Origin of the sequence: Vibrio sp. A8-1 (assembly GCF_013048685.1) — a bacterium.
In the GTDB taxonomy this organism is placed as follows: Bacteria; Pseudomonadota; Gammaproteobacteria; order Enterobacterales; family Vibrionaceae; genus Vibrio; species Vibrio metschnikovii.
The window spans coordinates 124,801-149,375 of the sequence record NZ_VHTC01000008.1 but is presented as its reverse complement, the minus strand read 5'-3'; the positions used below and the strand labels follow the sequence as shown (position 1 = coordinate 149,375).

The 24,575-nt window shown below is 44.2% G+C and carries 20 protein-coding genes, 1 rRNA gene and 1 other annotated feature; of the genes, 10 read left to right on the top strand and 11 right to left on the bottom strand.

Annotated elements, in window-relative coordinates:
* From FKN93_RS06640 to rluD, 4 genes are all read right to left on the bottom strand, one after another.
* A 16S ribosomal RNA gene (locus tag FKN93_RS06640) occupies positions 1-340 on the bottom strand; the annotation flags it as partial.
* A 569-nt stretch (positions 341-909) separates the two neighbouring features.
* Complete coding sequence (gene clpB, locus FKN93_RS06635; protein WP_170904720.1) at positions 910-3,483, bottom strand: ATP-dependent chaperone ClpB; 2,574 nt, start codon at positions 3,481-3,483, stop codon at positions 910-912.
* Between the two features lie 241 nt (positions 3,484-3,724).
* Positions 3,725-4,450 carry a peptidoglycan editing factor PgeF gene (pgeF, locus tag FKN93_RS06630; protein ID WP_170904719.1) on the bottom strand — a complete coding sequence of 242 codons (726 nt, stop codon included), beginning with the start codon at positions 4,448-4,450 and terminating at the stop codon, positions 3,725-3,727.
* A 3-nt stretch (positions 4,451-4,453) separates the two neighbouring features.
* Complete coding sequence (rluD, locus tag FKN93_RS06625) at positions 4,454-5,428, bottom strand: 23S rRNA pseudouridine(1911/1915/1917) synthase RluD (RefSeq protein WP_004394104.1); 975 nt, start codon at positions 5,426-5,428, stop codon at positions 4,454-4,456.
* Between the two features lie 155 nt (positions 5,429-5,583).
* Here rluD and FKN93_RS06620 point away from each other — a divergent pair, with 155 nt between their 5' ends.
* The 4 genes from FKN93_RS06620 to yjjX all read left to right on the top strand — a co-directional run bounded on the left by FKN93_RS06620 (position 5,584) and on the right by yjjX (position 9,338).
* The gene (locus FKN93_RS06620; RefSeq protein WP_004394105.1) at positions 5,584-6,312 is read left to right on the top strand and encodes an outer membrane protein assembly factor BamD; all 729 of its coding nucleotides are present in this window, start codon (positions 5,584-5,586) and stop codon (positions 6,310-6,312) included.
* Positions 6,313-6,740: 428 nt separating this feature from the next.
* Positions 6,741-7,067 carry a ribosome-associated translation inhibitor RaiA gene (gene raiA, locus FKN93_RS06615; RefSeq protein WP_004394106.1) on the top strand — a complete coding sequence of 109 codons (327 nt, stop codon included), beginning with the start codon at positions 6,741-6,743 and terminating at the stop codon, positions 7,065-7,067.
* A gap of 111 nt (positions 7,068-7,178) precedes the next feature.
* Positions 7,179-7,303: a sequence feature (Phe leader region), on the top strand.
* Positions 7,304-7,314: 11 nt separating this feature from the next.
* A complete protein-coding gene (gene pheA / locus FKN93_RS06610; RefSeq protein WP_170904718.1) occupies positions 7,315-8,496 on the top strand; it encodes a prephenate dehydratase in 1,182 nt (393 codons plus the stop codon).
* A 281-nt stretch (positions 8,497-8,777) separates the two neighbouring features.
* Positions 8,778-9,338, top strand: a complete 561-nt coding sequence (gene yjjX / locus FKN93_RS06605) for an inosine/xanthosine triphosphatase (protein ID WP_004394108.1) — start codon at positions 8,778-8,780, stop codon at positions 9,336-9,338.
* Between the two features lie 124 nt (positions 9,339-9,462).
* Here the strand turns inward: yjjX and trpR are convergent, their stop codons facing one another.
* Positions 9,463-9,756, bottom strand: a complete 294-nt coding sequence (trpR, locus tag FKN93_RS06600) for a trp operon repressor (protein ID WP_004394109.1) — start codon at positions 9,754-9,756, stop codon at positions 9,463-9,465.
* Positions 9,757-9,811: 55 nt separating this feature from the next.
* On the bottom strand, positions 9,812-11,809 hold the full coding sequence (locus tag FKN93_RS06595; RefSeq protein ID WP_306687567.1) for a transglycosylase SLT domain-containing protein: 1,998 nt from the start codon (positions 11,807-11,809) through the stop codon (positions 9,812-9,814).
* 236 nt (positions 11,810-12,045) lie between these two features.
* Here FKN93_RS06595 and ettA point away from each other — a divergent pair, with 236 nt between their 5' ends.
* Positions 12,046-13,713 (top strand): energy-dependent translational throttle protein EttA, encoded by a 1,668-nt coding sequence (ettA, locus tag FKN93_RS06590; RefSeq protein ID WP_158144741.1) that lies wholly within the window; start codon positions 12,046-12,048, stop codon positions 13,711-13,713.
* Positions 13,714-13,850: 137 nt separating this feature from the next.
* Positions 13,851-14,216 (top strand): PilZ domain-containing protein, encoded by a 366-nt coding sequence (locus FKN93_RS06585; protein ID WP_040903853.1) that lies wholly within the window; start codon positions 13,851-13,853, stop codon positions 14,214-14,216.
* A 6-nt stretch (positions 14,217-14,222) separates the two neighbouring features.
* Here the strand turns inward: FKN93_RS06585 and tyrA are convergent, their stop codons facing one another.
* Both tyrA and FKN93_RS06575 read right to left on the bottom strand, forming a co-directional pair.
* The gene (tyrA, locus tag FKN93_RS06580; RefSeq protein ID WP_004394114.1) at positions 14,223-15,347 is read right to left on the bottom strand and encodes a bifunctional chorismate mutase/prephenate dehydrogenase; all 1,125 of its coding nucleotides are present in this window, start codon (positions 15,345-15,347) and stop codon (positions 14,223-14,225) included.
* Positions 15,348-15,361: 14 nt separating this feature from the next.
* Positions 15,362-16,435: a 3-deoxy-7-phosphoheptulonate synthase gene (locus tag FKN93_RS06575; RefSeq protein WP_004394115.1), complete on the bottom strand. Its 1,074-nt coding sequence runs from the start codon at positions 16,433-16,435 to the stop codon at positions 15,362-15,364.
* Positions 16,436-16,681: 246 nt separating this feature from the next.
* Between FKN93_RS06575 and FKN93_RS06570 the strand changes: the two genes are divergently transcribed.
* Together FKN93_RS06570 and btsR are read left to right on the top strand one after the other, a co-directional pair.
* Entirely contained in the window at positions 16,682-18,361 is a 1,680-nt protein-coding gene (locus tag FKN93_RS06570) for a sensor histidine kinase (protein WP_004394116.1), read from the top strand.
* 3 nt (positions 18,362-18,364) lie between these two features.
* Complete coding sequence (btsR, locus tag FKN93_RS06565) at positions 18,365-19,087, top strand: two-component system response regulator BtsR (RefSeq protein ID WP_004394117.1); 723 nt, start codon at positions 18,365-18,367, stop codon at positions 19,085-19,087.
* A 41-nt stretch (positions 19,088-19,128) separates the two neighbouring features.
* Here btsR and nagZ read toward each other — a convergent pair whose 3' ends face one another.
* Complete coding sequence (gene nagZ / locus FKN93_RS06560; RefSeq protein ID WP_004394118.1) at positions 19,129-20,118, bottom strand: beta-N-acetylhexosaminidase; 990 nt, start codon at positions 20,116-20,118, stop codon at positions 19,129-19,131.
* A gap of 184 nt (positions 20,119-20,302) precedes the next feature.
* Between nagZ and FKN93_RS06555 the strand changes: the two genes are divergently transcribed.
* Positions 20,303-21,412: an anhydro-N-acetylmuramic acid kinase gene (locus tag FKN93_RS06555; protein WP_004394119.1), complete on the top strand. Its 1,110-nt coding sequence runs from the start codon at positions 20,303-20,305 to the stop codon at positions 21,410-21,412.
* Positions 21,413-21,433: 21 nt separating this feature from the next.
* Here FKN93_RS06555 and FKN93_RS06550 read toward each other — a convergent pair whose 3' ends face one another.
* Positions 21,434-21,775, bottom strand: coding sequence for a DUF2799 domain-containing protein (locus FKN93_RS06550; RefSeq protein WP_040903772.1), 342 nt, complete (start codon positions 21,773-21,775; stop codon positions 21,434-21,436).
* A gap of 225 nt (positions 21,776-22,000) precedes the next feature.
* Here FKN93_RS06550 and FKN93_RS06545 point away from each other — a divergent pair, with 225 nt between their 5' ends.
* Entirely contained in the window at positions 22,001-23,488 is a 1,488-nt protein-coding gene (locus FKN93_RS06545; protein ID WP_004394121.1) for a carbon starvation protein A, read from the top strand.
* 115 nt (positions 23,489-23,603) lie between these two features.
* Here FKN93_RS06545 and ispH read toward each other — a convergent pair whose 3' ends face one another.
* Positions 23,604-24,566 carry a 4-hydroxy-3-methylbut-2-enyl diphosphate reductase gene (gene ispH / locus FKN93_RS06540; RefSeq protein WP_040903774.1) on the bottom strand — a complete coding sequence of 321 codons (963 nt, stop codon included), beginning with the start codon at positions 24,564-24,566 and terminating at the stop codon, positions 23,604-23,606.
* Positions 24,567-24,575 lie beyond the last annotated feature (9 nt).

Here is a 24,575-nt window from a genome sequence, read left to right as displayed (position 1 = left end):
TCTGGACCGTGTCTCAGTTCCAGTGTGGCTGATCATCCTCTCAGACCAGCTAGGGATCGTCGCCTTGGTGAGCCATTACCTCACCAACTAGCTAATCCCACCTGGGCATATCCTGACGCGAGAGGCCCGAAGGTCCCCCTCTTTGGCCCGTAGGCATCATGCGGTATTAGCCATCGTTTCCAATGGTTATCCCCCACATCAGGGCAATTTCCCAGGCATTACTCACCCGTCCGCCGCTCGTCAGCAAAGAAAGCAAGCTTTCTTCCTGTTACCGCTCGACTTGCATGTGTTAGGCCTGCCGCCAGCGTTCAATCTGAGCCATGATCAAACTCTTCAATTTAAGTTCTTTTTGGCTCAATGAATACTGACTTTAAACTACCTAGCTCCTATAAATAGAAGCGTAATTCAAAGCTATTATCGTTCCAACAGAACGATAATGAATTGACTGTGCCGATAGTGCTAAAAGCCCTATCAATTTGTTCACTCAGTTCATTGAAACCGAAGTGCTTATTGCTAAGCATTTTGATTATCATCAACGAGTGCCCACACAGATTGATTGGTTTAAATTGTTAAAGAGCTGGCTTGCGAATCTCTCGTTGAGCTTCGAAGCGGAGGTGAATTCTAACGAGTTAATTTGAAGAGTCAAACACTTTTTCAAATTTTCTTTTTTAGAAGCTTTCCCTCAACTAACACTGCCTGAAGCCTTGCGGCGTCTGCCGTGTCAGTGAGGGCGCATTATAGGGATAAAATTCAGGTTGGCAATAGTAAAAACAAGAAAAAAGCACACAAACGAATCAAGCGCTCAATAAACCATCAAAAAACTGAATTCACCCGATTTATTGACTGATTTCGACCTTGGTCAATAAACAAAGAAGGCTATGCCACGGGCATAGCCTTCATAAAAAAGAGTTACTGATGAGCGACGATATCACCCTCTTTAACATCAAGATAGATTGGTGTACCAGGAATAAATTGCCCTGATAATATCGATTTTGCTAATGGATTCTCTATTGTTTGCTGAATAGCACGTTTTAACGGTCTTGCACCATATACTGGATCAAATCCAATATGGGCAACAAGATCTAACGCCTCATCGCTAACAATTAATCCATAATCTTTATCCGCTAAACGTTGACGTAAACGCTCTAACTGAATAAAGGCAATAGATTTAATCTGCTCTTGAGCTAATGGGTGGAACACCACACTTTCATCAATCCGGTTTAAAAACTCGGGACGAAAATGTTTGCTCACGACCTCCATAACTTGCTCTTTCATAGTCTGATAATCCAAATGAGCAAAGTTTTCTTGGATGCGTGATGACCCCAAATTCGAGGTCATGATCACTACCGTATTACGAAAATCAACGGTTCGACCTTGACCATCGGTTAATCGACCATCATCGAGCACTTGTAATAAAATATTGAACACATCAGGATGCGCTTTCTCAACCTCGTCCAACAACAATACGGAATAGGGTTTACGCCGTACCGCTTCAGTCAAGTATCCGCCCTCTTCATAACCCACATAACCAGGAGGCGCACCAACAAGACGAGCTACTGAGTGTTTTTCCATAAATTCAGACATGTCGATACGCACCATGGCATCTTCACTATCGAACATGAAATTAGCCAGCGTTTTACAAAGCTCAGTTTTCCCTACACCCGTTGGACCTAAGAATAAAAAAGAACCTATTGGGCGATTAGGATCCGATAATCCAGCTCGACTACGACGAATAGCATCAGCAACCACCTCAACCGCCTCCGACTGCCCGATGACACGTTGATGTAAAAACGTTTCCATCTGCAACAGTTTCTCTTTTTCGGCTTCCAGCATTTTCGCCACAGGAATCCCCGTCTGTTTTGACAATACTTCAGCAATTTCTTCATCGGTAACTTTATTGCGTAACAAGGTCATCTCTTGCATTTCAGCTTGAGTCGCTAAATCTAGCTGTTTTTCTAGTTCAGGAATCCGTCCATATTGCAACTCAGACATGCGGTTTAAATCACCAGCACGTCTTGCCATTTCTAAATCTAAACGCGCTTGTTCTAATGCTGATTTAATGTGTTGCGTTCCCGATAACGCCGCTTTTTCTGTGTTCCAAATTTCTTCTAATTCTGAATACTCGCGCTCTTTTTCTTTTAACTCATCATTAATAATGCCCAGACGTTTTTCGCTCGCATCATCGTGTTCATTACTTAATGCTTGCTGTTCAATCTTCAATTGGATAATTTTTCGTTCCAATTTATCAAGCACTTCCGGTTTTGAATCCATTTGGATACGAATACTCGAAGCGGCTTCATCGATTAAATCGATCGCTTTATCTGGCAATTGACGATCGGAGATATAACGATGCGATAATGTTGCCGCAGCAACAATCGCAGGATCGGTAATCTCAACATGATGATGCAATTCATAGCGCTCTTTTAACCCTCGTAGGATCGCCACCGTATCTTCAACGCTCGGTTCATCCACTAAAACTTTTTGGAAGCGACGCTCCAATGCAGGATCTTTTTCGATATACTGGCGATATTCATCGAGTGTTGTCGCGCCAACGCAATGCAATTCTCCACGCGCCAATGCCGGTTTGAGCATATTCCCGGCATCCATCGAGCCTTCACCTTTACCCGCGCCGACCATGGTATGTAATTCATCAATAAATAAGATGACATTACCTTCTTCTTTGGCCAGCTCGTTCAGCACCGATTTTAAACGCTCTTCAAATTCACCGCGATATTTAGCTCCTACAACTAAAGCGCCCATATCAAGAGACAGAACTCGCCGACCGCGTAGCCCTTCTGGTACTTCATTATTAATAATTCGCTGTGCTAAACCTTCGACAATGGCGGTTTTACCAACACCAGGTTCACCGATGATCACTGGGTTGTTTTTCGTACGCCGTTGCAATACTTGAATGGTACGGCGAATTTCATCGTCACGACCTATCACCGGGTCTAATTTGCCCTGCTCAGCTCGTTCAGTCAGATCAATCGTGAATTTTTCTAAAGCTTGACGCAGTTCTTCGGCATTAGGATCATTAACTTTTTGCCCACCACGGATAGTTTCAATCGCTGCAGAGAGCTTTTTCTCACTCAATCCAACCTCTTTTAATAATTGACCAAGAGGTCCTTTATCTTCGATTGCCGCTAGCAAGAATATTTCAGAGGAGATGTACGCATCTTGGCGTTTTTGTGCCACTTTATCACAGAGATTAAATAACGTACCCAACGCACCAGATAGCTGAACATCACCACCAATCCCACTCACTTTAGGGAGCCTGTCGAGCATCTCGCCTAGTTTTGAGCGTAACTGTGCCACGTCAATATTCAACATGGTTAACAACGGACGAATAGGGCTGCCATTTTGATCGAGCAGTGCCACCATTAAATGAACTGGCTCGATATACTGATGATCACGACCTAGAGCCAAAGACTGCGCATCAGAAATGGCTATTTGAAATTTACTGGTAAATCTATCAAGACGCATAACCACCTTCCTAATCTCATTCAAGAGAAACTAATCACATAGAGAACATGGTTACGCAAAGAAGATATTTCAAGTCAAAGAGGATAACTTTATGAGCAAAAAACACGCTATATAAGCGCTATAGAACAAAGGACAAAGGACAAACTTAAAGTGACTAACAAGCGCTAGCTCGTTAGGTGACAAAAAAAGGTTAACTATACAGAGTCAGATTTTAATCATGAAACCGTGCTATTTTGTCTGGCTATTCTATCCAGATGAAGCAAGCCTGTCGGCCTGTTACACCATCGCGGCGGTACGAATAAAATTGTTGATCATGTTGATAAGTACATAAATCACTTTTAATCACCTGATCAATACCAATTTTTGCTAAACGTAATTGTGCAAGTTGAGCGATATCGGCCAACCATTTTCCACAATTTGATGTTGCTGAAAAAGCCCTTTGCGCATGACTATCATAATCGCAAAAAGCCTGCCTAACTTCGTCACCAACCTCAAAGGCTTGAGGACCAATCGCAGGACCAAGCCAGATTAAAACATCATCAGAAAACTTGTCTAGAGCCTGTTCCACAATCCCTCCGGCTAATCCTCGCCAACCCGCATGAACCGCGGCAACTCGAGTACCTTGTATATTGGTAATCAATACTGGTAAACAATCAGCTATCATGGCTGAACAAACGACACGCGGAGTCGAAGTGACAAGACCATCAGCATCCAGCACTTTATGACTAGGCTGGCTGACTTCAATCACTCGAGTGGAATGTGTTTGATTAAGCCAGATAGGCGAGGATGGCATCTGACAGTATTGTTGCAACCAGTCGCGATTCTTTGTCACTATCGACGGATCATCCCCAACATGCATGCCAACATTCAAACCATCGTAAGGCGGTACAGAAAATCCACCATCACGGGTTGAACAAAACGCTTTCACATTGTTAGGCGCTGGCCAGTTAGGAATGATCACCGACATGGTTTAATACTCTTGCGAATAGTTTAGTTTAGCATCTTCACGTAGCGCTTCTGTCATAATAACCATATCATCGGGCACCGGAGCATGAAACTCAAGCTCTTCGCCAGTGATCGGGTGTTCAAATTTTAACATTACGGCATGCAGTGCTTGTCTATCAAAAGCTCTAATCATTTCTGTGAGCTCAGGGGTTGCTCCTTTAGGAATACGCGCCCGACCACCATAAGCACTGTCACCTAACAACGGATGTTGCAGATAAGCCATGTGTACTCGAATTTGGTGAGTTCGGCCGGTTTCTAAACGCAAGCGAATCCGGGTATGTTCACGAAAATGTTCTGCGACACGATAATGCGTGACCGCAGGTTTGCCCATTTGATTCACCGCCATTAAGGTACGCTTTGTTGAATGACGACCGATTGGTTTATCAATCATGCCACCCGCGGTCATTTTACCGATCGCAATCGCTTCATATTCACGGGTAATATTGCGTTTTTGCAAATCTCTTACCAAACGTGTTTGTGCTGGTACTGTCTTTGCGACCACCATTAAACCTGTCGTATCTTTATCAAGACGATGCACAATCCCTGCACGTGGCACTTCGGCAATCGGTGGATAATGAAAGAGTAAAGCATTTAATACGGTCCGATCTGGCGTTCCCGCCCCCGGATGAACGACAAAATCTCTGGGTTTATTGATCACCAAAATATCGTCATCTTCATAAACGATATTAAGTGGAATATCTTGCGCTTCCCAGCGTTGTTCATCTTCTAGCTCGGCTAGAACGGTAATGCACTCTCCCCCCATCACTTTGGTCCGTGGTTTAGTGACCACCGTTCCATTGACTGTAATTTTGCCATCTAATAACCACTCTTTAAGACGAGAGCGGGAAAAATCGACAAATAATTCTGCTACCGCTTGATCTAAACGCTGACCAAGCTGGCTTTCTTTTACTGTTTGAGTTAATTCAATCTGCTGAGCCATATCGAACTTTTTTAAAAACCGTGAGACTAATAGCCACGAGTGTGGAAAAATATGTTTTCATTGTATCTGTTACTGATCGGAAAGTAACGAAACGATTTACGGAGCAAGCTCGCTCCAAGTTTAAGAAGCTTTATTGCAAGGAACCTAACCCTGACATGAAATACCAAACTTTATCAGGCTTACTCGCATTATCTTTATTAGTTGGCTGTTCAAGTAAAGAAGAGATTGTCCCTGACGTTCCACCCGCAGAGTTGTACAGCGATGCTCAAACCTCATTGCAAAGCGGTAATTGGTTAACCGCCATCGATAAGTTAGAAGCGCTAGACTCTCGCTATCCATTCGGAGCGTATTCAGAGCAGGTTCAGCTGGACTTGATCTACGCTTACTATAAAAATGATGATCTCGCTTTAGGGCTTGCGACCATTGAACGTTTTATTCGACTCAATCCCACTCATGAAAAAATGGATTGGGTTCTGTACATGCGCGGCTTAACTCATATGGCCCAAGATCGAAACTTTATGCACGATCTATTCAACATTGACCGTAGTGATCGCGACCCTGAACCGGTAAAAGCCGCTTTCGCAGATTTTAAGCGTCTACTCGAACGTTACCCAAACAGTTTATACGCTAATGATGCACAACAACGCATGATTGCTTTGAAAAATCGTTTAGCTGAATATGACTTAGCGACGGCTGATTTTTATTTACGCCGTGAGGCTTGGATCGCCGCAATTAATCGAACTCAAGAGCTACAGAAAACCTATCCGGGTACTGAAGCGGCACGCAAATCCTTATCTATTCAGCTAAAAGCCTATCAACAACTAGGCTTGACGGATGCGGCCGAGCGAACCAAACAGCTAATGCAACTGAACACTCTTCCTTAAGCTTAAATTCAGTATCATGATTACCCCTCAGTTCTATAACTAAACGACTGAGTTATGGGTAAGCGAAAAATCAATGCCCCAACTTGCATTAATCAATAATGCAAGTGGGGGCATCGTGACTCAAGTGGATAAGTAACAAAGGATTAAATCGTAATAAAGCGAAGCATTAAGGAAGCTATATGGCATTTTTTAGGCCGTAACAAAGCGCTAAAATAGGTATAATATTTAGTGATTCCACTCACCAATCTAGCGCTTTCTTTGATAATAACAAGTCTTTTTATCCACTATTCCTACCACACTTTGCGAAAGATCACGTTTGCTTTCAAGCGTCTCAACACCCAACAAAAAAGAGATCTGGATCACATTATTTTATCCAGAAACCTGTAATCTGAAGTTAACCCATAAGGGATGCAACAGAGGAAAACACTATGCAAATGAACATCACTGGCAAAAACATTGAAATCACCTCTGCAATCCGTAGCTACATTGAGAGTAAGTTTAAAAAGCTCGAAAAATGGCAAGTCGATATTACCGGTTGCCAAGCAAGCTTTAGTGAACAACCCAATAAGCAGAAAAAATTTGAAGCGACGGTCACTATCCCGAAAGGTCAACTAGTCGCTTCTGCAATTCACGAGGATCTCTATGCCGCGATTAATGAAGTTGAACAAAAATTAGAGCGACAGCTCAATAAATTGCGCCATAAACCCGATGCTCGTCGTACCGAGAAACCTGAAATTGTAGAAGTCGAAGAATAATCTTCCCCTGTTATCCATTTAGCGCCTTAGGGCGCTATTTTTTTGCTTGACGCTGTTTACTGGCTTGCTTATTGTGTCCATTCAATCGCTAAGGTAGCAATAACCGATGTTAACCTCTCATTTTCTGTTTGTTTTTAACTTCTTTTTTCTCCAATAATCTTGGAGGCTTGCTCGTTTAAAGAAAATAAGTCAAAAACGAACAGACAGAAAGCCTCCCATCGGGAGGCTTTTTTATAAGGATTTAGTTATGACCAGCCCAAAACTGTCACTAGAAGAGATTCGTGACCGATTAAACACCATTGATAATCAATTACTTAGACTGCTTTCCGAACGTCGCCAACTGAGTATCGAGGTCGCCAAGAGTAAAGTACAAACCTCAAAGCCCGTACGCGATCCCGTTCGCGAGCAGCAACTATTGGTCAAGTTAATTCAAGTCGGTAAACAGGATTATCAATTAGACGCCCAATACATTACCAAACTGTTTCATACGATTATTGAAGACTCCGTATTACTGCAGCAAGCTTATTTACAAAACCTAGCCAATCCACAAAACCGCAAGCCATTGGCTAGAGTTGCTTTTCTCGGTGCGAAAGGCTCTTACTCACATCTTGCGACCCGAGAATATTTCAGCCGTAAAAATACTGAGCTTATCGAACTCAATTGCGAACAATTTAGAGACATTACCAAAACCGTTGAATCTGGCCATGCAGATTATGGTGTTTTACCAATTGAAAACACCAGTTCAGGCTCGATTAATGAAGTGTATGACTTACTTCAACATACCACCCTATATATCGTCGGCGAGATCACTCAACCGATAGAACACTGCTTAGTTGCCACACAAGATATCCGCTTAGAAGCGTTGAAAATTCTCTATTCACACCCACAGCCACACCAACAATGCAGTGAGTTTTTAAGTCGCTTGCAAGGGGTCAAATTGGAAACCTGTGCTAGCACTGCCGATGCGATGAAAAAAGTACAACAACTGCAACGTGATGATGTTGCAGCAATCGGCAATGCAGCAAGTGGCAAATTGTATGGCTTACAATCGATTCAAACCAATATCGCTAACCAAACAGAAAACCATACTCGGTTTATTGTTGTGGCCCGTAAACCAATTGAAGTCTCAACTCAAATTCCAGCAAAAACTACCCTGATCATGTCAACGGCACAAGAAGCTGGCTCATTAGTCGCCACCCTATTAGTGCTCCAACGTTATGGTATTAATATGACCAAACTGGAATCCAGACCTATCATGGGTAATCCGTGGGAAGAAATGTTCTATGTCGATTTGCAAGCTCATCTGGATTCAGACGAGATGCAAAAAGCACTTAGTGAACTAACTAAACTGACCAAACATTTAAAGGTACTTGGCTGTTATCCTATTGAGAATATTAAACCCACTCAGGTTAAGTTAATCCCAGCGTAAAAAACTGCTGATGGTGCAATATCTAACAATATTGAGTGACTGATAAGTGGGAAGCACGTCAGTCACCATTAATATAGATAACCATAGTGATTGAAACGAACGTAGCTATACCCAAACGACTTGGAGTTGCAGGTAGACGGCAAGTAAGTAAATCCCGATGAGCATAGGCAAACTATGTGATTGGGGAGCCAACACCGCTACAACTTCAAGTAGGAGGGGATAACACCGCAACAATTCAAGTAGCAACAACATATTGACTAGGAAATAAAGAGAATCACAACATGTCATCAAATCAAGCCATTATCCACATCATCGTCGCTTCACTGAATCCTGCCAAAATTAATGCCGTCAAAAGCGCTTTTGAGCAATTATTTCCTAATCATACATTGCAATTACAGGGCGTAACGGTTGATAGCGGTGTTGCTGCTCAACCAATGAGCGATGAAGAGACCAAACAAGGCGCACTTAATCGAGTACACCATGCCGAACAAGCTCATCCAGGAGCTGATTTTTATGTGGGCTTAGAAGCCGGCATTGAACACGGAATGACGTTTGCTTGGATGATCGTTAAATCGGCAGAACAATATGGAGAATCTCGTTCTGCCAGCTTAATGTTACCTCCTGCCATTAACCAACGTTTACACGCCAATAATGAACTTGGTGAGATTATGGATGAAGTATTTGGTACCGATAACATCAAACAAAAAGGAGGAGCGATCAGTTTACTTACTCAACATCACTTAACTCGTAGCTCAGTTTACCATCAGGCACTTATTTTAGCGTTAGTACCATTTTTGAACCCTGATTTGTTTTTATCTGCAGGTAACGATCTGAAAAAGTAGTTGGTAGGTTAAGCTTATACTTATGCGGTATAAACAAATAAGTACAAGCTTAACTTAATAAAATAAAACGTTTTTTTCTGGTTTACTGCGAAATGATTCATATCACGGCAAGTAATAAATCGCGCTACTTCAGTAATAACGCCGCCAAAGCTTCACGCTCTGTTAATGAGCGGGATTTCAGCTCATTAGACCCACGAGTAATGGTCGCTACGCCCACTCCTAGAAGTTGGCTCATTTGTCGTTGAGATAACTCCCCTTTCAGTAACTCACAGAGAATATTAACTCGTGCAACTAATGCCTCTCGTTCATCAGGGGTCATTAACATGGTCAGTAGCATCTCATGTTGATCGAGTGATGCTGCTTGTTGCACCAAGGTTAATAATTCGCTCCAGTCACTGTAATCCGGTTGTGTTGACATGGTTGTACTCGTTAAGTGATACATGATCCGTATTGTAGAACAGACTGCGAGGGAATCAATACATAGTCTGCAACTCATTGTCGGTTAAAAATGGGCCATTTACTCCCATCACATCGCGATAGTAAGTTTCAAACATCAACACGTTTTGGATATAGCCTCTGGTTTCGCGAAATGGAATCGCCTCAATAAACGCATAAGCATCTAACTGACCTTGAGTCTGTTCTCGCCAGCGATCGACTCGGCTGGGGCCAGCATTGTAAGCAGCAAAAGCTAAAATACGATTATTGTTGTATCTCGCCAATAAATCATTCAAATAGTGACTGCCAATTTCAATATTTTTACCGACTTGGAAAAGCTCATCCTCATGTTGATAACTTAAACGATATTTTTGCGCGGTATAGCGAGCCGTTGTCGGCATGACCTGCATAATGCCCCGAGCACCAACAGGAGAACGCGCTTCGATATCCATCGCACTTTCTTGCCTCGCCAACGACATCAAGGTAATCGGATCAATACCATGTTTCTCTCCATAAAAATTGAACCACCATTGATGAGCGAGAGGAAAACGTAACTGAGTGTTATCCCATAAATTAGCCGATATCGTCGCGCGGACCGTTAAATGATACCAATGTTGTGTGGCAGCATAGACCGCGAGCATCTCTTTGCTGGGTTGTTCCACTCGCTGCAATAGCCAATTCCATTCGCTCTTCGCTGCGGCGATTTTATCGCGCTCAATCAACTCACCGATGCGAATGAGCTCTGTTTGATAAGGTTTAATCAACTCGCGATTTAAAGAGAGCGTCGAACTTGGGTATTGAATAGATTGTTGTAATGCTTCTGCTGCAGCAACACTATAAAAATTACGTAACCCGAGTAAGCTACGCATTCTTTTCAGTCCCTGTTCCGCTTGTCCTGCTTGTAATTCACTGCGTGCTAACCAATATTGCCAACGCGTTGAAGCTTTATCTTCTGCGGGTAATTGCTCTATCCACTTAGCTATTCCCTGCCAATCCATACTGCGCAACGCTAAACGTATTCGAGTTTCAATTAAGTGGGTATTATCACTGCCCATAATCATACTATCGCGCCATTGTTGAAGCTCAGGTGGTTCGACACTCATCATACGTAAAGCGATATATTGCCCAGTCCGAGCACGCAACGAATCCGACCAATCTAGCTGTTTATCAACTAATATCCATAACCGTTGGGCTTGAATCGCATCGGCTCTCGCTGCTTTTTCTAACGCCAGCTCCACCTGACGATACAACAGGGTTTTATCGCGATACTGGGTAATAAAACTCACTACCGTTTCAGGTTTGTCGTACAAGCCGATCATTGCCAACGCTTCTGCATGTGTCGGTTTGCCATCCAGCTTACTGGCTAAATGACGCATTAATGACCGATTTCGCCCTTCAAAAGCCAATAGCATACGTTGTAAAACTAGACTATCCGTCAAGCCACCTTGCTGCTCCCACACCGTGAAGAGCGGATCGCAAGCCGAAGAAACACTTGCGCCACTTTGCCACAGCGCTTTAGCGCCAACGAAGGCTTCGTTGTAACGCCCAGTTTTTAACTTGGCATGATAATAGTGACAGCGATACGTTTCTCCATTGGGTTCATTCGGTGAAAACTTCAACATCTCCGCCCACTTTCCCTGACTCGCTAAAGCATCAAAATAAGGTGCACTGATCCGATTTGAAAAAGGAAATGTTTTATGACTATCGATAAAATTACGCACCACAATCGGAGATTTATCACCTAAATCAATCAAAAAGCTCCGATAGTCGAGATATGGTGTTAATGGATAATCGGCTATCTGTTTGCGCGCTTTTTTGAAACGTGTGACATCTTTATTATCTAACCATTGGTGTGCTTGTTCATACAATTCACGTTGCGCTTCTAAGTCTAAGGTTTTGCTAACCCCTAAGTGACTAAAACTCATTGCACCGATCAAAACGCAGCCGAGCAGCATTGATGAACTGTGCTTATGCCGTTTCAATAAAACCCGATACCCCATTGCGATGATCCCTTCTATTTCCCTTTCCCAATTCACATTATTACGCAGATTCTTCAGCGAAATGTAAAGGTGTAAGATGTAAACTTGAAGTCAATAGTAATAAAAAACCTTAATCTACTTGTTGCATTTAATTTTCTTACACATTGTGTGGTTCATTTCCCCAGTCAGAAACCGTCAACCAAGCAAAATAACTGGCTGACGAGTAACAAAAGGATTAGCTTTGATATAGAATAATGGCTTTGTTCTGTTTGAAAGATTAGGAATGATCGGCAATGGCTGAATACGTCTATACCATGTCGCGGGTGAGCAAAGTTGTGCCTCCTAAGCGTCAAATCCTCAAAGATATTTCGTTAAGCTTTTTCCCTGGTGCTAAAATCGGCGTGCTTGGCCTCAATGGCTCAGGTAAATCGACACTCCTACGCATTATGGCAGGGATTGATCAAGATTTTGATGGCGAAGCTCGTCCGCAACCCGGCTTAAATGTGGGATACCTTCCCCAAGAGCCTGTCTTGGACGAAAATAAGACGGTGCGTGAAGTGGTTGAAGAAGCGGTTGCTGATGTGGCCCATGCACTCAAGCGACTCGATGAAGTCTACGCCGCTTATGCTGAACCGGACGCAGACTTCGACGCCCTAGCCAAAGAGCAAGGCGAGTTAGAATCGCTGATCCAAGCCAAAGATGGTCATAATTTAGAAGCCGCTCTTGAGCGCGCCGCCGACGCTTTACGTCTGCCTGAATGGGATGCCAAAATCGCCACTCTATCAGGTGGTGAACGCCGCCGAGTAGCGATTTGTCGTTTACTGCTTGAAAAGCCCGATATGCTACTGCTCGATGAGCCCACCAACCACTTAGATGCTGAATCTGTGGCTTGGCTTGAGCACTTCTTGGTTGATTATAGCGGTACTGTGGTGGCGATTACCCACGACCGTTACTTCCTCGATAATGCTGCAGGTTGGATTTTAGAACTGGACCGTGGTGAAGGTATTCCATGGCAAGGTAACTACACGTCTTGGCTAGAACAAAAAGATGAACGTTTGAAACAAGAAAAAGCTGGGGAAAGTGCCCGTCAAAAAACTATCGAAAAAGAGCTAGAATGGGTTCGTCAAAATCCAAAAGGTCGTCAAGCTAAATCTAAAGCGCGGATGGCTCGCTTTGAAGAGATGACCACTGGCCAATACCAAAAACGTAACGAAACCAATGAATTGTTCATCCCACCTGGTGAGCGTCTCGGTGATAAAGTGCTAGAAGTCAACAACCTAACCAAATCGTTTGGTGATCGCGTACTGATTGATAATCTGTCATTCAGCATGCCGAAAGGCGCGATCGTTGGTATTGTCGGTGCTAACGGCGCCGGTAAATCAACCTTATTTAAAATGCTTAGTGGCGCTGAGCAGCCCGATTCAGGAACCATTGAGTTAGGTGAAACGGTTAAATTAGCTTCGGTCGACCAGTTCCGTGACAGCATGGATGACAAGAAAACGGTCTTCCAAGAGATCTCTGAAGGCGCGGATATCATTAAGATCAATAACTTTGAAATTCCAGCGCGAGCGTACTGCTCTCGCTTCAACTTTAAAGGTAATGATCAGCAAAAAATCATTGGTGAGCTATCTGGGGGGGAGCGTAACCGCGTCCATCTAGCCAAGCTGCTTAAAGCGGGAGGCAACGTCCTACTGCTCGATGAACCAACCAACGACTTAGATGTTGAAACCCTACGTGCACTCGAAGAAGCCTTATTGGAATTCCCAGGCTGTGCGATGGTGATTTCGCACGACCGTTGGTTCCTTGACCGTATTGCCACTCATATCCTTGATTATCGGGATGAGGGACAAGTGAACTTCTATGAAGGTAACTATACCGAATATATGGAATGGCTAAAGCGCACGCTTGGCGCTCAAGCGGCTGAGCCACATCGTATTAAGTACAAACGGATCAGCAAATAACCCGTTGCCCAGATTAAAGCTACCTTCGGGTAGCTTTTTTTGCTCTGCACAAAACCTTATTTCGTGCGCCAAATTCGAGTTAAGGCACCTGCACTCTGCTATGCTTAATGCGTACTCATTACGCAATTGTAGGACTTATGATCGAACGTCGACAGTTTTCACGCATCCTTTACCAAGCGCCAGCAATGTTACAGCAAGGCGATATACAGCTCACGACTTGTATCCACGATCTCTCTTTACGAGGTTTACTCTTGTGGGCCGTCGATGAACCCAATTTAGATAGCGATCAGTTAGTAGACGTGGCGTTTACCCTGCCGGAAAGCGAGATCACGATTCGTTTAAGCGGACAATTGGTGCGGCAAAATGAGCGTATTCTGCATATCAAGATAGTTCATATTGATTTAGAGAGTATCGCCCATTTAAAACGCCTAGTAGAACTCAATATCGGTGATGACGAGCTTTTACACCGCGATTTAGAACATTTAGTGACTGAGGCTCCATAACGTTTCTCAACGTTGCCAAGCATCGCTGGCGTGTTTAAGTAAGTGCTGACTCTCTTGCATAAACTGCTGAGAATAGTCGCCAAACCAATCGCTCACTTGGTTAAATTGGCTAACAAAACCTAGTTTATCCCCTTGTTTAAGCAAGCCGACCGCTTGTTCCAAACTATCCTGAAAACGGCCAATCATCTCAATATTCTCTTGCGAAGATAAAATAATATCCGCGTATAAATTTGGGTCTTGCCCAAACAAACGCCCGACCATCGCCAATTCGAGACGGTAAATCGGTGAGCTTAATTTAAGCAACTGTTCAATATTAGGATTAACTTTACTTAAATGCAGACCGTAAACAAATGAAGTGAAGTGACGTAATGCTTGAATTAAGGTCATACCTTGATCGTGCTCTTGGGCATCAATGGCACATAAACTCGCTCCCCAAATCGCAAATTGGTCCAGCAGCCATTGATACTGCTCCACTCCTCGGCCATCACAATACACGATGACTTGCTTTGCTAAGCTTGGAACATCAGGTCCGAACATCGGGTGTAAACCAACCACAGGGCCAGAATGAACCTTCAACATGGCCGCCAACGGCTTCGATTTAATTGACGTTAAATCACATAAAATACAATCGGAAGGGAGTTGATTGAGTTTCTCAATCACATCGACAGTCAAATCTATCGGTACTGTCACCACCACTAAACCTGCATTATGTAAGAGTTCATCGGCGCGATGCCAATCTTGGCTACCCAGTACTTTGACCTGATAACCGGATAAATCAAACATGCGAGCAAACAGGCGACCGAGTTGACCATGACCACCGATGATCACCACTGAGCGTAATTCAGGCTTTAAACATTTAAAACCTGAGTCTTTCTCACTGGCGTAAGACTCGCGCATGGTTCGGCGTAAAATATCTTCGATTAATTGTGGTGGCACACCTTGTGCTTCAGCTTCAGTACGGCGCGACGCCAGCATACTCGCTTCCCGTTCTGGAACATAAATCGGCAATCCGTAACGGCTTTTGACCTCTCCGACTTGCTCAACTAATGCTAAACGGCGAGCCAGTAAATCAATCATCTGTTTATCCAATGCGTCGATTTGTTCCCGTAATGCATTCAACTCTTCAGCCATCGTTGTTCCTTTATCTACGATTTACAGCGGTCTGCTAAAAAAGGCACCAGCGCCTGGTGAGCATGACGCAATAATTGTTCTGTCGTTTGCCAATCAATACATGCATCCGTGATTGAAACGCCGTATTGCATTTGCGATTTAGGTAGCTCCGCTGATTGATTTCCTTCGTTTAAGTGACTTTCAATCATCACACCGATGATCGAGCGGTTTCCTTCGCGAATTTGATGAATCACATCTTCGGCCACCAATGGCTGGCGACGATAATCTTTACGTGAGTTGGCATGACTGCAATCGACCATCAATGCCGCGTCCAACCCAAAACCGGTTAATTGTTGTTCACACTCAGCGACCGAAACGGAATCGTAATTGGTTTGTTTGCCGCCACGTAAAATAACATGGCCATTCATATTGCCTTGTGTGGTTAAAAGAGCCACTTGCCCTTCACGATTAATGCCCATAAAACGGTGGCTTGATGACGCGGCTTGCATCGCGTTAATCGCCGTCGATAAGCTACCATCGGTACCATTTTTAAAGCCAATCGGCATAGAAAGACCACTGGCCATCTCACGGTGAGTTTGTGATTCCGTCGTTCGAGCGCCAATCGCTGCCCAGCTGAAAGTATCGGCTAAATATTGCGGACTGATCGGATCAAGCGCCTCTGTCGCAAGTGGCATGCCCATCTCCGCTAAATCTACCAATAATTGACGGCCAACATGTAAGCCATGCTCAATATCAAACGATCCATCAAGATGCGGGTCATTAATCAGACCTTTCCAGCCAACCGTGGTACGTGGTTTCTCAAAGTAAACTCGCATCACAATATACAGTTGATCGCTCAGCTCAGCCGCCAATGCCTGCAGTCGTTTAGCATACTCTTTTGCGGCTTGAATATCATGAATAGAACAAGGGCCACAAACCACCAATAAACGGTGATCACGTTTATGGATAATATCCGCGATGGTTTGCCGAGATTGTCGAATCGACAGTCTGGCTTTTTCACTTAATGGCAGTTTAGCTTTTAATGCATCAGGGGTAATCAATACCTGTTCATCAACGATATTAATGTCACTTAAATCACTTTTCTTCATTGCTACACCTGTAATCTTTAATTTACACCAAAATGTATTTGGTGACCAAAACTCAACTAAACACAAAATAACAGGCTAAAAAAACATTGCAAGTGTAAATTTAAAAAAACAATTTGTGTAAACTAAAAATTACACACTGGGTGCGGCATAGCATTGGAAAAGTAATTCATTAAACCAATGTATTTTATTGCCTTCAAGTTACTTAAAATAGCGGCTTTGACTCTTTATGACTAGGCGCAAACATCGATGGAACTGATCCTCTCCCTACTACAGCAAATGTGTGTCTACTTAGTCTTGGCTTATATGCTGAGTAAAACCCCAATCTTTCTGCCATTACTCAACATTTCAGGTCATTTTAGTCATAAAATGACCGTTTATGTGCTGTTTTCATTGTTTTGTATTATGGGCACCTACTTCGGATTGCACATTGATGATGCGATAGCCAACACGCGAGCCATTGGCGCGGTTATGGGCGGGTTATTTGGTGGTCCTTTGGTCGGTTTTGCTGTCGGGTTAACAGGAGGTCTGCACCGTTATTCTCTTGGTGGGTTTACCGATCTTGCTTGCGCTATTTCGACCACTGCAGAAGGGCTGATTGGCGGCATCTTTCATGCTTATTTACTTAAACGAGGCAAACGCCATTTACTGTTTAGCCCTAGTGTGGTGTTTGGCATTACCTTCGTCGCTGAAATTGTGCAGATGGTTTTGATCTTACTGATTGCTAAGCCGTTTAGTGAGGCTTATCACCTCGTGTCTGCGATTGCGGCGCCGATGATCATCGCCAACTCAGTAGGGGCGGCACTGTTTATGAGTATTTTACAAGATAGGAAAACCATTTTTGATGAGTATTCGGCGACTTTTTCACGCCGAGCGTTAAACATCGCCGAACGTTCGGTTGGCATTTTAGCGGCAGGTTTCACTCCAGAAAATGCCCATAAAATTGCTCGTATTGTTTATGAACAAACCAATGTGGGTGCCGTTTCAATTACCGATTGCGACAAAATCCTCGCTTTTGTCGGCGTTGGCGATGATCACCATCGACCGAATACCGCGATATCTTCACAAAGCACTTTAGACGCCATAAATCGTAATGCGATCATTTATCTTGATGGTAAAGAGCATCCCTATCAATGCTCATTATCGGCAAACTGTAAATTGGGTTCCGCATTGATTATTCCACTACGAGCAGGAGATCGAGTGATCGGGACCATCAAGTTGTACGAGCCGAAACGGAAATTATTTTCAACCATTAATGTCTCAATGGGCCAAGGTATTGCTCAACTACTCTCAAGCCAAATTCTGTATGGTGAATATCAAGCGAAACAAATTCTTCTCTCACGAGCTGAAATCAAATTACTGCAAGCTCAAGTCAACCCACATTTTTTATTCAATGCACTCAATACGATTAGCGCCGTGATCCGACGTGATCCAGCTAAAGCCCGCGATCTTATTCAGCATCTTTCGCAATTTTTCCGCAGTAATCTCAAGCAAAATGTTGAAACGGTCACCTTGCAAGATGAGCTCGCACACGTGAATGCCTATTTAACCATTGAAAAAGCACGTTTTAGCGATCGTTTAGAAGTTGAGATTACGATCGATGAGCCACTATTAACTCGTCAATTACCGAGCTTTACTTTGCAGCCCTTAGTGGAGAATGCGATTAAACATGGAGTATCTAATCTGCTCGAAGGCGGTAAAATACGCATCTATAATCTCGCCGAGCCTGCCGGTCAGCGCATAGTGGTGGAAGATAATGCGGGGAGTTATCAAACGCCACAACACGATCACGATGGTTTAGGAATGCACATTGTCGATAAACGTTTAATCCATAAGTTTGGTCACTCAGCAACGCTTAAAATTGACGTTGAGCCAAACCATTGCACGCGAATGAGTTTTCTCATTCCTGAACAACAACGAGGAGCTTAAGGGATGGTAACGTTATCAGCTTTAGTCATTGATGATGAGTGTTTGGCCCGAGAGGAACTCATTGAATTACTGAATGAAAATGGCAACATGCAGGTAATTGGTGAAGCGAATAATGCGATTGAGGGACTGAAAAAAATCAATCAACACAAACCAGATGTGGTTTTCTTAGATATTCAAATGCCTCAAATTACTGGAATAGATCTGCTCGCGATGCTCGATCCTGACACCATGCCCAAGGTGGTTTTCGTGACTGCCTATGATCAATATGCACTGCAAGCCTTTGAAGATAACGCCTTTGATTATTTACTTAAACCGGTCGATCCAACGCGGCTTGAAAAAACCATCCAACGTTTACAACGTAGCGTAGTGAAAACTCCAGATTACTCGATTCTCGCCCCCAATCAGCTTGATCAAGTTCCGTGTATCGGCCTCAATCGAATCATGATCATCCCAACGGGAGAGATCGAATTTGCTTGTAGTGATATTGCCGGAGTGCACGTGCAAACCGCGCAGCAGCGAGCCAGTAGTCAATTGACGTTAAAAGTCCTAGAAGAAAAAACGCCGCTGCTACGTTGTCATCGTCAATATCTGATCAATCTCAAAGCCATCAAAGAGATCAAATTATTAGACAACGGTCTTGCCGAGATCATCACCCGTTCAGGCTACATCGTCCCAGTAAGCCGCCGTTTTTTAAAAGAACTCAAAGAGAAATTGGGGTTTTATTAGCCCCAATTTATTAATGAGAGAATCCTATTGCCACGCTAAAGTTAAGCAGAAGCCTCAACCAAACGGCGCATTGCCAAAGACGCTTGCTGCCACTCTGATGAAGACTGTAGCTCACGATAAGTAAAACTCTGCTTTTTCAATAAGGATAATGCTTGTGGTACTTCACTGATCGGTAGATTATCCAGCACCTCAACCGCCGATTCGCGTCGATTACACATCAAAATCATGTCGCATCCCGCCGCTAAAGACTGCTGTGCACGTTGTGCTGGACCGCCCATCACTGCCGCCCCTTCCATACTTAAATCATCAGAAAAGACAATCCCTTGAAAACCGAGCTGTTGACGCAGTACTTGCTTTAACCAATAAGCCGAGCCACTGGCTGGTTGTGGATCATAATGAGGATAAATCACATGAGCAGGCATCATCGCATCCAAAAGACCTTGCTCGATATGAGCACTGAAAATGGCCATATCATCAGCAATCGAGTCACGTTCATCGATTGGCGTTTCAAGGTGTGAGTCTGCCAGCACCGCACCATGCCCAGGAAAATGCTTCCCTGTGGTAGCCATCCCGACCGCTTTCATGCCACGCAGGTAAGCTCCGCTATAGATCAGTACACTCTGCACATCATCACCAAAAGCTCGATTACCAATCGCTCGGCAATCAAAACCTTTGTCTAATACTGGGGCGAAGCTGAGATCAATATCATGGGCAATCAGTTCAGCAGCCATTAACCAACCACCACGATACGCCAACGCTTCACCATCAGCCGATTGTGCGTAGTATTGCGCTGCAGGAATTGGACTAAAACCATCACGAAAACGCTGCACTCGTCCCCCTTCTTGATCAACGCCAATCAATATTGGCCGTTTAGCCGCTTGACGAATAGCGTGATTAAGAGCAATTAACTGTTGGTTATCATGATAGTTACGAGCAAACAGTATGACGCCTCCTACCGTAGGGTGAGCGAGAATTTCACGGTCTTCCGCCGTCAATTCATAACCAGCGATATCAAGCCATAGCGGTCCCATGTTGGCTCCTTATACAATGAGAAAGTTGAGAGTATTATCGACGCCATGCTCGTGTCGTTAGCGTGATACGAGCAATAAAAATGCAAATTAGCATAGCGAGTAAAGTTATTCAGGTAGTTTTTCAATTACAATGTCGTTTATCTTATCAATCACTTGGCAAATCGTATAACGATCGGAGTCGCTTGTGGATAATCCTGAACTGTATATTGGCATCATGTCTGGCACCAGTATGGATGGCGTCGACAGTGCGTTAGTCTCCCTTACTGGTAATACCATCAAACTATTAGCACACGATAGTTTACCGATGCCAGAATCTATCAAGCAGCGCTTGTTAAATATTTGCTTAGGCCAGCCCACCAACTTACACGAGATTGGTCAATTGGATCATCAACTGGGTCATCTATACGCACACGCAGTAGAACAATTACTGGCGCGCAGTGGTTATCGCCCAGAGCAAATCACGGCGATTGGTAATCATGGGCAAACCGTCTTTCATCAACCTACGGGAGAAACACCATTTACCATTCAGTTGGGCGATGCGAACATTCTTGCTACCCGTACTGGGATCACCACCGTAGCCGATTTTCGACGTAAAGATATCGCATTGGGTGGTCAAGGAGCTCCGCTGGTCCCGGCTTTTCACCAAACCATTTTTAATGCCACCGATTCAACTCTCGTCGTTCTTAACATTGGTGGCATTGCTAATATCTCAGTACTCACCACTGATAAGCGTGTCATCGGCTACGATACAGGGCCTGGCAATGTGCTAATGGATTATTGGTGCGCGCAGCACACTGGTCGAGCTTATGACGAAAATGGTCAATGGGCTCGACAAGGGAAGGTAGATTTCCCCCTCTTGCAGCGATTAAAACAAGATACTTACTTTTCACAACCTGCGCCCAAAAGTACCGGTAGGGAATGGTTTAATCTCGCTTGGCTTGAAAGCAAATTGGCGGGATTAAGCGTAAACCAGCAAGATGTTCAACGTACATTATGCGAACTCACCGCACAAACCATTAGTGAACAAGTGAATCAGTATGCTCAAGGAGCTACACCACAGTTATTAGTCTGCGGTGGAGGGGCACAAAACCCCTTGTTAATGGAGCGCTTACAAGCCAACTTACCCACTTGGTTGGTTGCTCCCACTCAAGCGAAAGGCGTCGATGGTGATTATATGGAAGCCATGGCTTTTGCTTGGTTAGCCCAGCGAAGGATCCATGGTTTACCAAGCAACTTACCGGAGGTCACCGGCGCTAAACGAAGCACTTCGTTGGGCGTTATTTACTTACCTTAAACAAACGAACATGGCAGAACATCAGCGGTTGTATTCTCGCCAACCGCGCTGCCATTCCATGCGAAACTTATGGGCTTGCTCAGTCCCCTCGCAAACGCCTTCGTAATACTGTCCACTGAGCCCCATCTGATAGGCAAAGTTAGGGTTGCAATATTCTTGAACACCGTCTAGATAACCACGTTCATAATCAGCATGCTTGGCACTACCTAATTGAGATAGCGTTTGATAAGAGCGTTGTAAATTTCCAGCAATGCCATCGTTATAACCGATTTGATACCAATCTCCTTTCGCGGCGAGTTGATCATCGCTAGCGGCACAACCGAGCATTGCTAATAACCATAAAGCCATTACCCATCTTTTCATAAGTCACCTATCTACTGTCGTTAACCATTGTAACGTTTTATTAAAAACCACTTACCAAGCTTAAATGCCGCTTAATAAATTATACGACCACTGATAACAAAACGCCGTGCTAGTCACGAATTGTTCATTTAGTCTTCTACCGATTTTACCCCTACACATCCTACACCTAAGCCACTCAACGAAAAGTGAGCTAGGTATAATACAACCTGATAAAGGATACTGACTATGTTGTGGTTTCTCACCTGTGTTGCCGCGCTGATTGGTGGTTATTTTCTCTACGGTTTAGCCGTTGAAAAAATCTTTGGCATCAATGAACAACGCAAAACCCCCGCGCACACCAAAACCGATGGGGTCGATTATGTACCAATGTCTACACCTAAAGTCTACTTAGTCCAGTTGCTTAATATTGCTGGTGTAGGGCCTATTTTTGGTCCAATCATGGGCGCACTTTACGGTCCAGCAGCGATGCTATGGATTGTTGTCGGCTGTATTTTTGCTGGTGCGGTTCACGATTACTTCTCCGGCATGCTATCAATTCGTAACGGTGGCGCATCGGTACCTGCGATCACCGGACGTTACTTAGGCAATGGCGCCAAACATTTTATGAACATTTTTGCCATTGTTCTACTACTGCTGGTCGGTGTCGTCTTCGTGTCAGCGCCTGCTGGGATGATAACCAACCTTATCAACTCACAAACCCATTTCACCGTCACCATGACCAGCATGGTGGTGATCATTTTTGCTTACTACATTATCGCCACCATTGTCCCGGTGGATAAAATCATTGGCCGTTTTTACCCGCTGTTTGGCGCGCTGCTGATTTTTATGTCAGTGGGGCTAATGAGCGCTATCGCTTGGTCGAGCGATCATCAAGTTCTTGGTGGCTTTGAGATGCGAGATATGTTCAGTAATCTCAACCCTAATGATATGCCACTGTGGCCTGCACTATTTATTACCATCGCTTGCGGTGCTATCTCAGGTTTTCATGCCACGCAATCGCCGCTCATGGCACGCTGTATGGAAAATGAAAAAAATGGCCGCTTCGTGTTCTTTGGCGCGATGATCGGTGAAGGGATCATTGCTCTAATTTGGTGTACGATTGCCCTGTCTTTCTTCGGTTCACTCGATTCACTGTCTGCAGCGGTAGCGAATGGAGGACCAGGCAATGTCGTTTATAGTGCTTCCTTTGGTTTGCTTGGCGTATTTGGTGGAATACTGGCTTTTCTTGGTGTGGTAATTTTACCGATCACCTCTGGCGATACGGCGTTTCGTTCGAGCCGTTTGATTCTTGCCGAATATTTTAATATGGAGCAAAAAACGCTGCGCAATCGACTCATGATGGCGCTACCACTGTTTATTCTGGGTGGGATGTTAACCCAAGTCGACTTTGCGATTATTTGGCGCTACTTTGGTTTCGCTAACCAATTGACCGCGGTAATGATGTTATGGACCGCATCCGCTTATCTACTACGTCACAATAAGTTGCATTGGATCACAACCGTCCCAGCCCTGTTTATGACCACGGTTTGTGTGACCTTTATCCTCAGCAATAGTGCGCTGGGCTTTGGCTTAGCCATGACGCTCTCGACCATTATTGGAATAAGCACGTCATTAATCGCGATGGTCTATGTGATGCGTATTTCCAAAGGCAAAGGCGATATCGATTTGGCTGAACAGCAAGAGATTGAGAAGAACTCGGTCGAAACCGCTTAGCAAAATACGTCATCGTTAAGCTACTCGTATTAAGATCGGCGTAAAAAAGGGGCTAAATACATTAGCCCCTTTTTAGCCTGTGACGGTTAAGCCAACAGGCTCATTAAATCGGTTATCAATGAATCTGCTTAATTTGTAACTCTTTAGGTACTTCGAAAAACATATTTTCTTCTCGGCCTAATACCTCTTCAACGTCCGTAGCCCCAAAATCTTTAATTTGCTGCAAAATTTGATTAACCAACGCTTCAGGAGCAGAAGCACCAGCGGTTACCCCGATCATAGTGACATCATTAAACCAATCTGGTGAGATATCCTCAATACAATCAATCAAATAGCTAGGCGTGCCTAATTTTTCTGCCAGTTCTTTCAACCGCGTTGAGTTGGACGAATTTTTCGATCCCACAACGACCATCACGTCCACTTGCTCGGCCAAAATACGCACCGCGTCTTGGCGATTTTGTGTCGCGTAGCAGATATCATCTTTACGCGGCCCCTGAATTTCAGGGAAAACCTCACGCAGCTTTTCAATCACATCAGCCGTTTCGTCCACGGATAGGGTGGTTTGACTCACATAGTGTAAATGACTTGGATCTTTTACTTGAGTTTTTAAAGCATCGACATCTTCCGGCTTTTCCACCAAATACATCTTGCCTTTTTGACTGGCGTATTGCCCCATGGTGCCTTCCACTTCAGGATGCCCCGCATGACCAATCAAAACCACTTCCATATGGCGACGACTCGCACGCGCCACTTCCATATGGACTTTAGTGACCAAAGGACAAGTGGCATCAAATACCGTCAAGGCTCGTGCTTTGGCTTCTTGACGAACCGCTTGGGAAACACCATGAGCAGAGAAAATGACGATGCTATCGTCAGGAACTTCACTGAGCTCTTCAACAAATACAGCACCACGCTGTTTTAGTCCTTCAACCACAAAACGGTTATGGACTACTTCATGGCGAACATAGATCGGCGGCTGATACAGCTCTAATGCACGTTCAACAATGCTGATCGCGCGATCAACGCCAGCGCAAAAACCGCGCGGATTGGCTAACAATATTTTCATGTTATGGCTCATGGATTCAAA

Bases quoted from the DNA above. Each gene is read 5' to 3' on its own strand.
- clpB (WP_170904720.1), bottom strand. From the start codon at position 3,483: ATGCGTCTTGATAGATTTACCAGTAAATTTCAAATAGCCATTTCTGAT.
- pgeF (WP_170904719.1), bottom strand. From the start codon at position 4,450: ATGTCGGTGATCATTCCTAACTGGCCAGCGCCTAACAATGTGAAAGCG.
- rluD (WP_004394104.1), bottom strand. From the start codon at position 5,428: ATGGCTCAGCAGATTGAATTAACTCAAACAGTAAAAGAAAGCCAGCTT.
- FKN93_RS06620 (WP_004394105.1), top strand. From the start codon at position 5,584: ATGAAATACCAAACTTTATCAGGCTTACTCGCATTATCTTTATTAGTT.
- raiA (WP_004394106.1), top strand. From the start codon at position 6,741: ATGCAAATGAACATCACTGGCAAAAACATTGAAATCACCTCTGCAATC.
- pheA (WP_170904718.1), top strand. From the start codon at position 7,315: ATGACCAGCCCAAAACTGTCACTAGAAGAGATTCGTGACCGATTAAAC.
- yjjX (WP_004394108.1), top strand. From the start codon at position 8,778: ATGTCATCAAATCAAGCCATTATCCACATCATCGTCGCTTCACTGAAT.
- trpR (WP_004394109.1), bottom strand. From the start codon at position 9,756: ATGTCAACACAACCGGATTACAGTGACTGGAGCGAATTATTAACCTTG.
- ettA (WP_158144741.1), top strand. From the start codon at position 12,046: ATGGCTGAATACGTCTATACCATGTCGCGGGTGAGCAAAGTTGTGCCT.
- FKN93_RS06585 (WP_040903853.1), top strand. From the start codon at position 13,851: ATGATCGAACGTCGACAGTTTTCACGCATCCTTTACCAAGCGCCAGCA.
- tyrA (WP_004394114.1), bottom strand. From the start codon at position 15,347: ATGGCTGAAGAGTTGAATGCATTACGGGAACAAATCGACGCATTGGAT.
- FKN93_RS06575 (WP_004394115.1), bottom strand. From the start codon at position 16,435: ATGAAGAAAAGTGATTTAAGTGACATTAATATCGTTGATGAACAGGTA.
- FKN93_RS06570 (WP_004394116.1), top strand. From the start codon at position 16,682: ATGGAACTGATCCTCTCCCTACTACAGCAAATGTGTGTCTACTTAGTC.
- btsR (WP_004394117.1), top strand. From the start codon at position 18,365: ATGGTAACGTTATCAGCTTTAGTCATTGATGATGAGTGTTTGGCCCGA.
- nagZ (WP_004394118.1), bottom strand. From the start codon at position 20,118: ATGGGACCGCTATGGCTTGATATCGCTGGTTATGAATTGACGGCGGAA.
- FKN93_RS06550 (WP_040903772.1), bottom strand. From the start codon at position 21,775: ATGAAAAGATGGGTAATGGCTTTATGGTTATTAGCAATGCTCGGTTGT.
- FKN93_RS06545 (WP_004394121.1), top strand. From the start codon at position 22,001: ATGTTGTGGTTTCTCACCTGTGTTGCCGCGCTGATTGGTGGTTATTTT.
- ispH (WP_040903774.1), bottom strand. From the start codon at position 24,566: ATGAGCCATAACATGAAAATATTGTTAGCCAATCCGCGCGGTTTTTGC.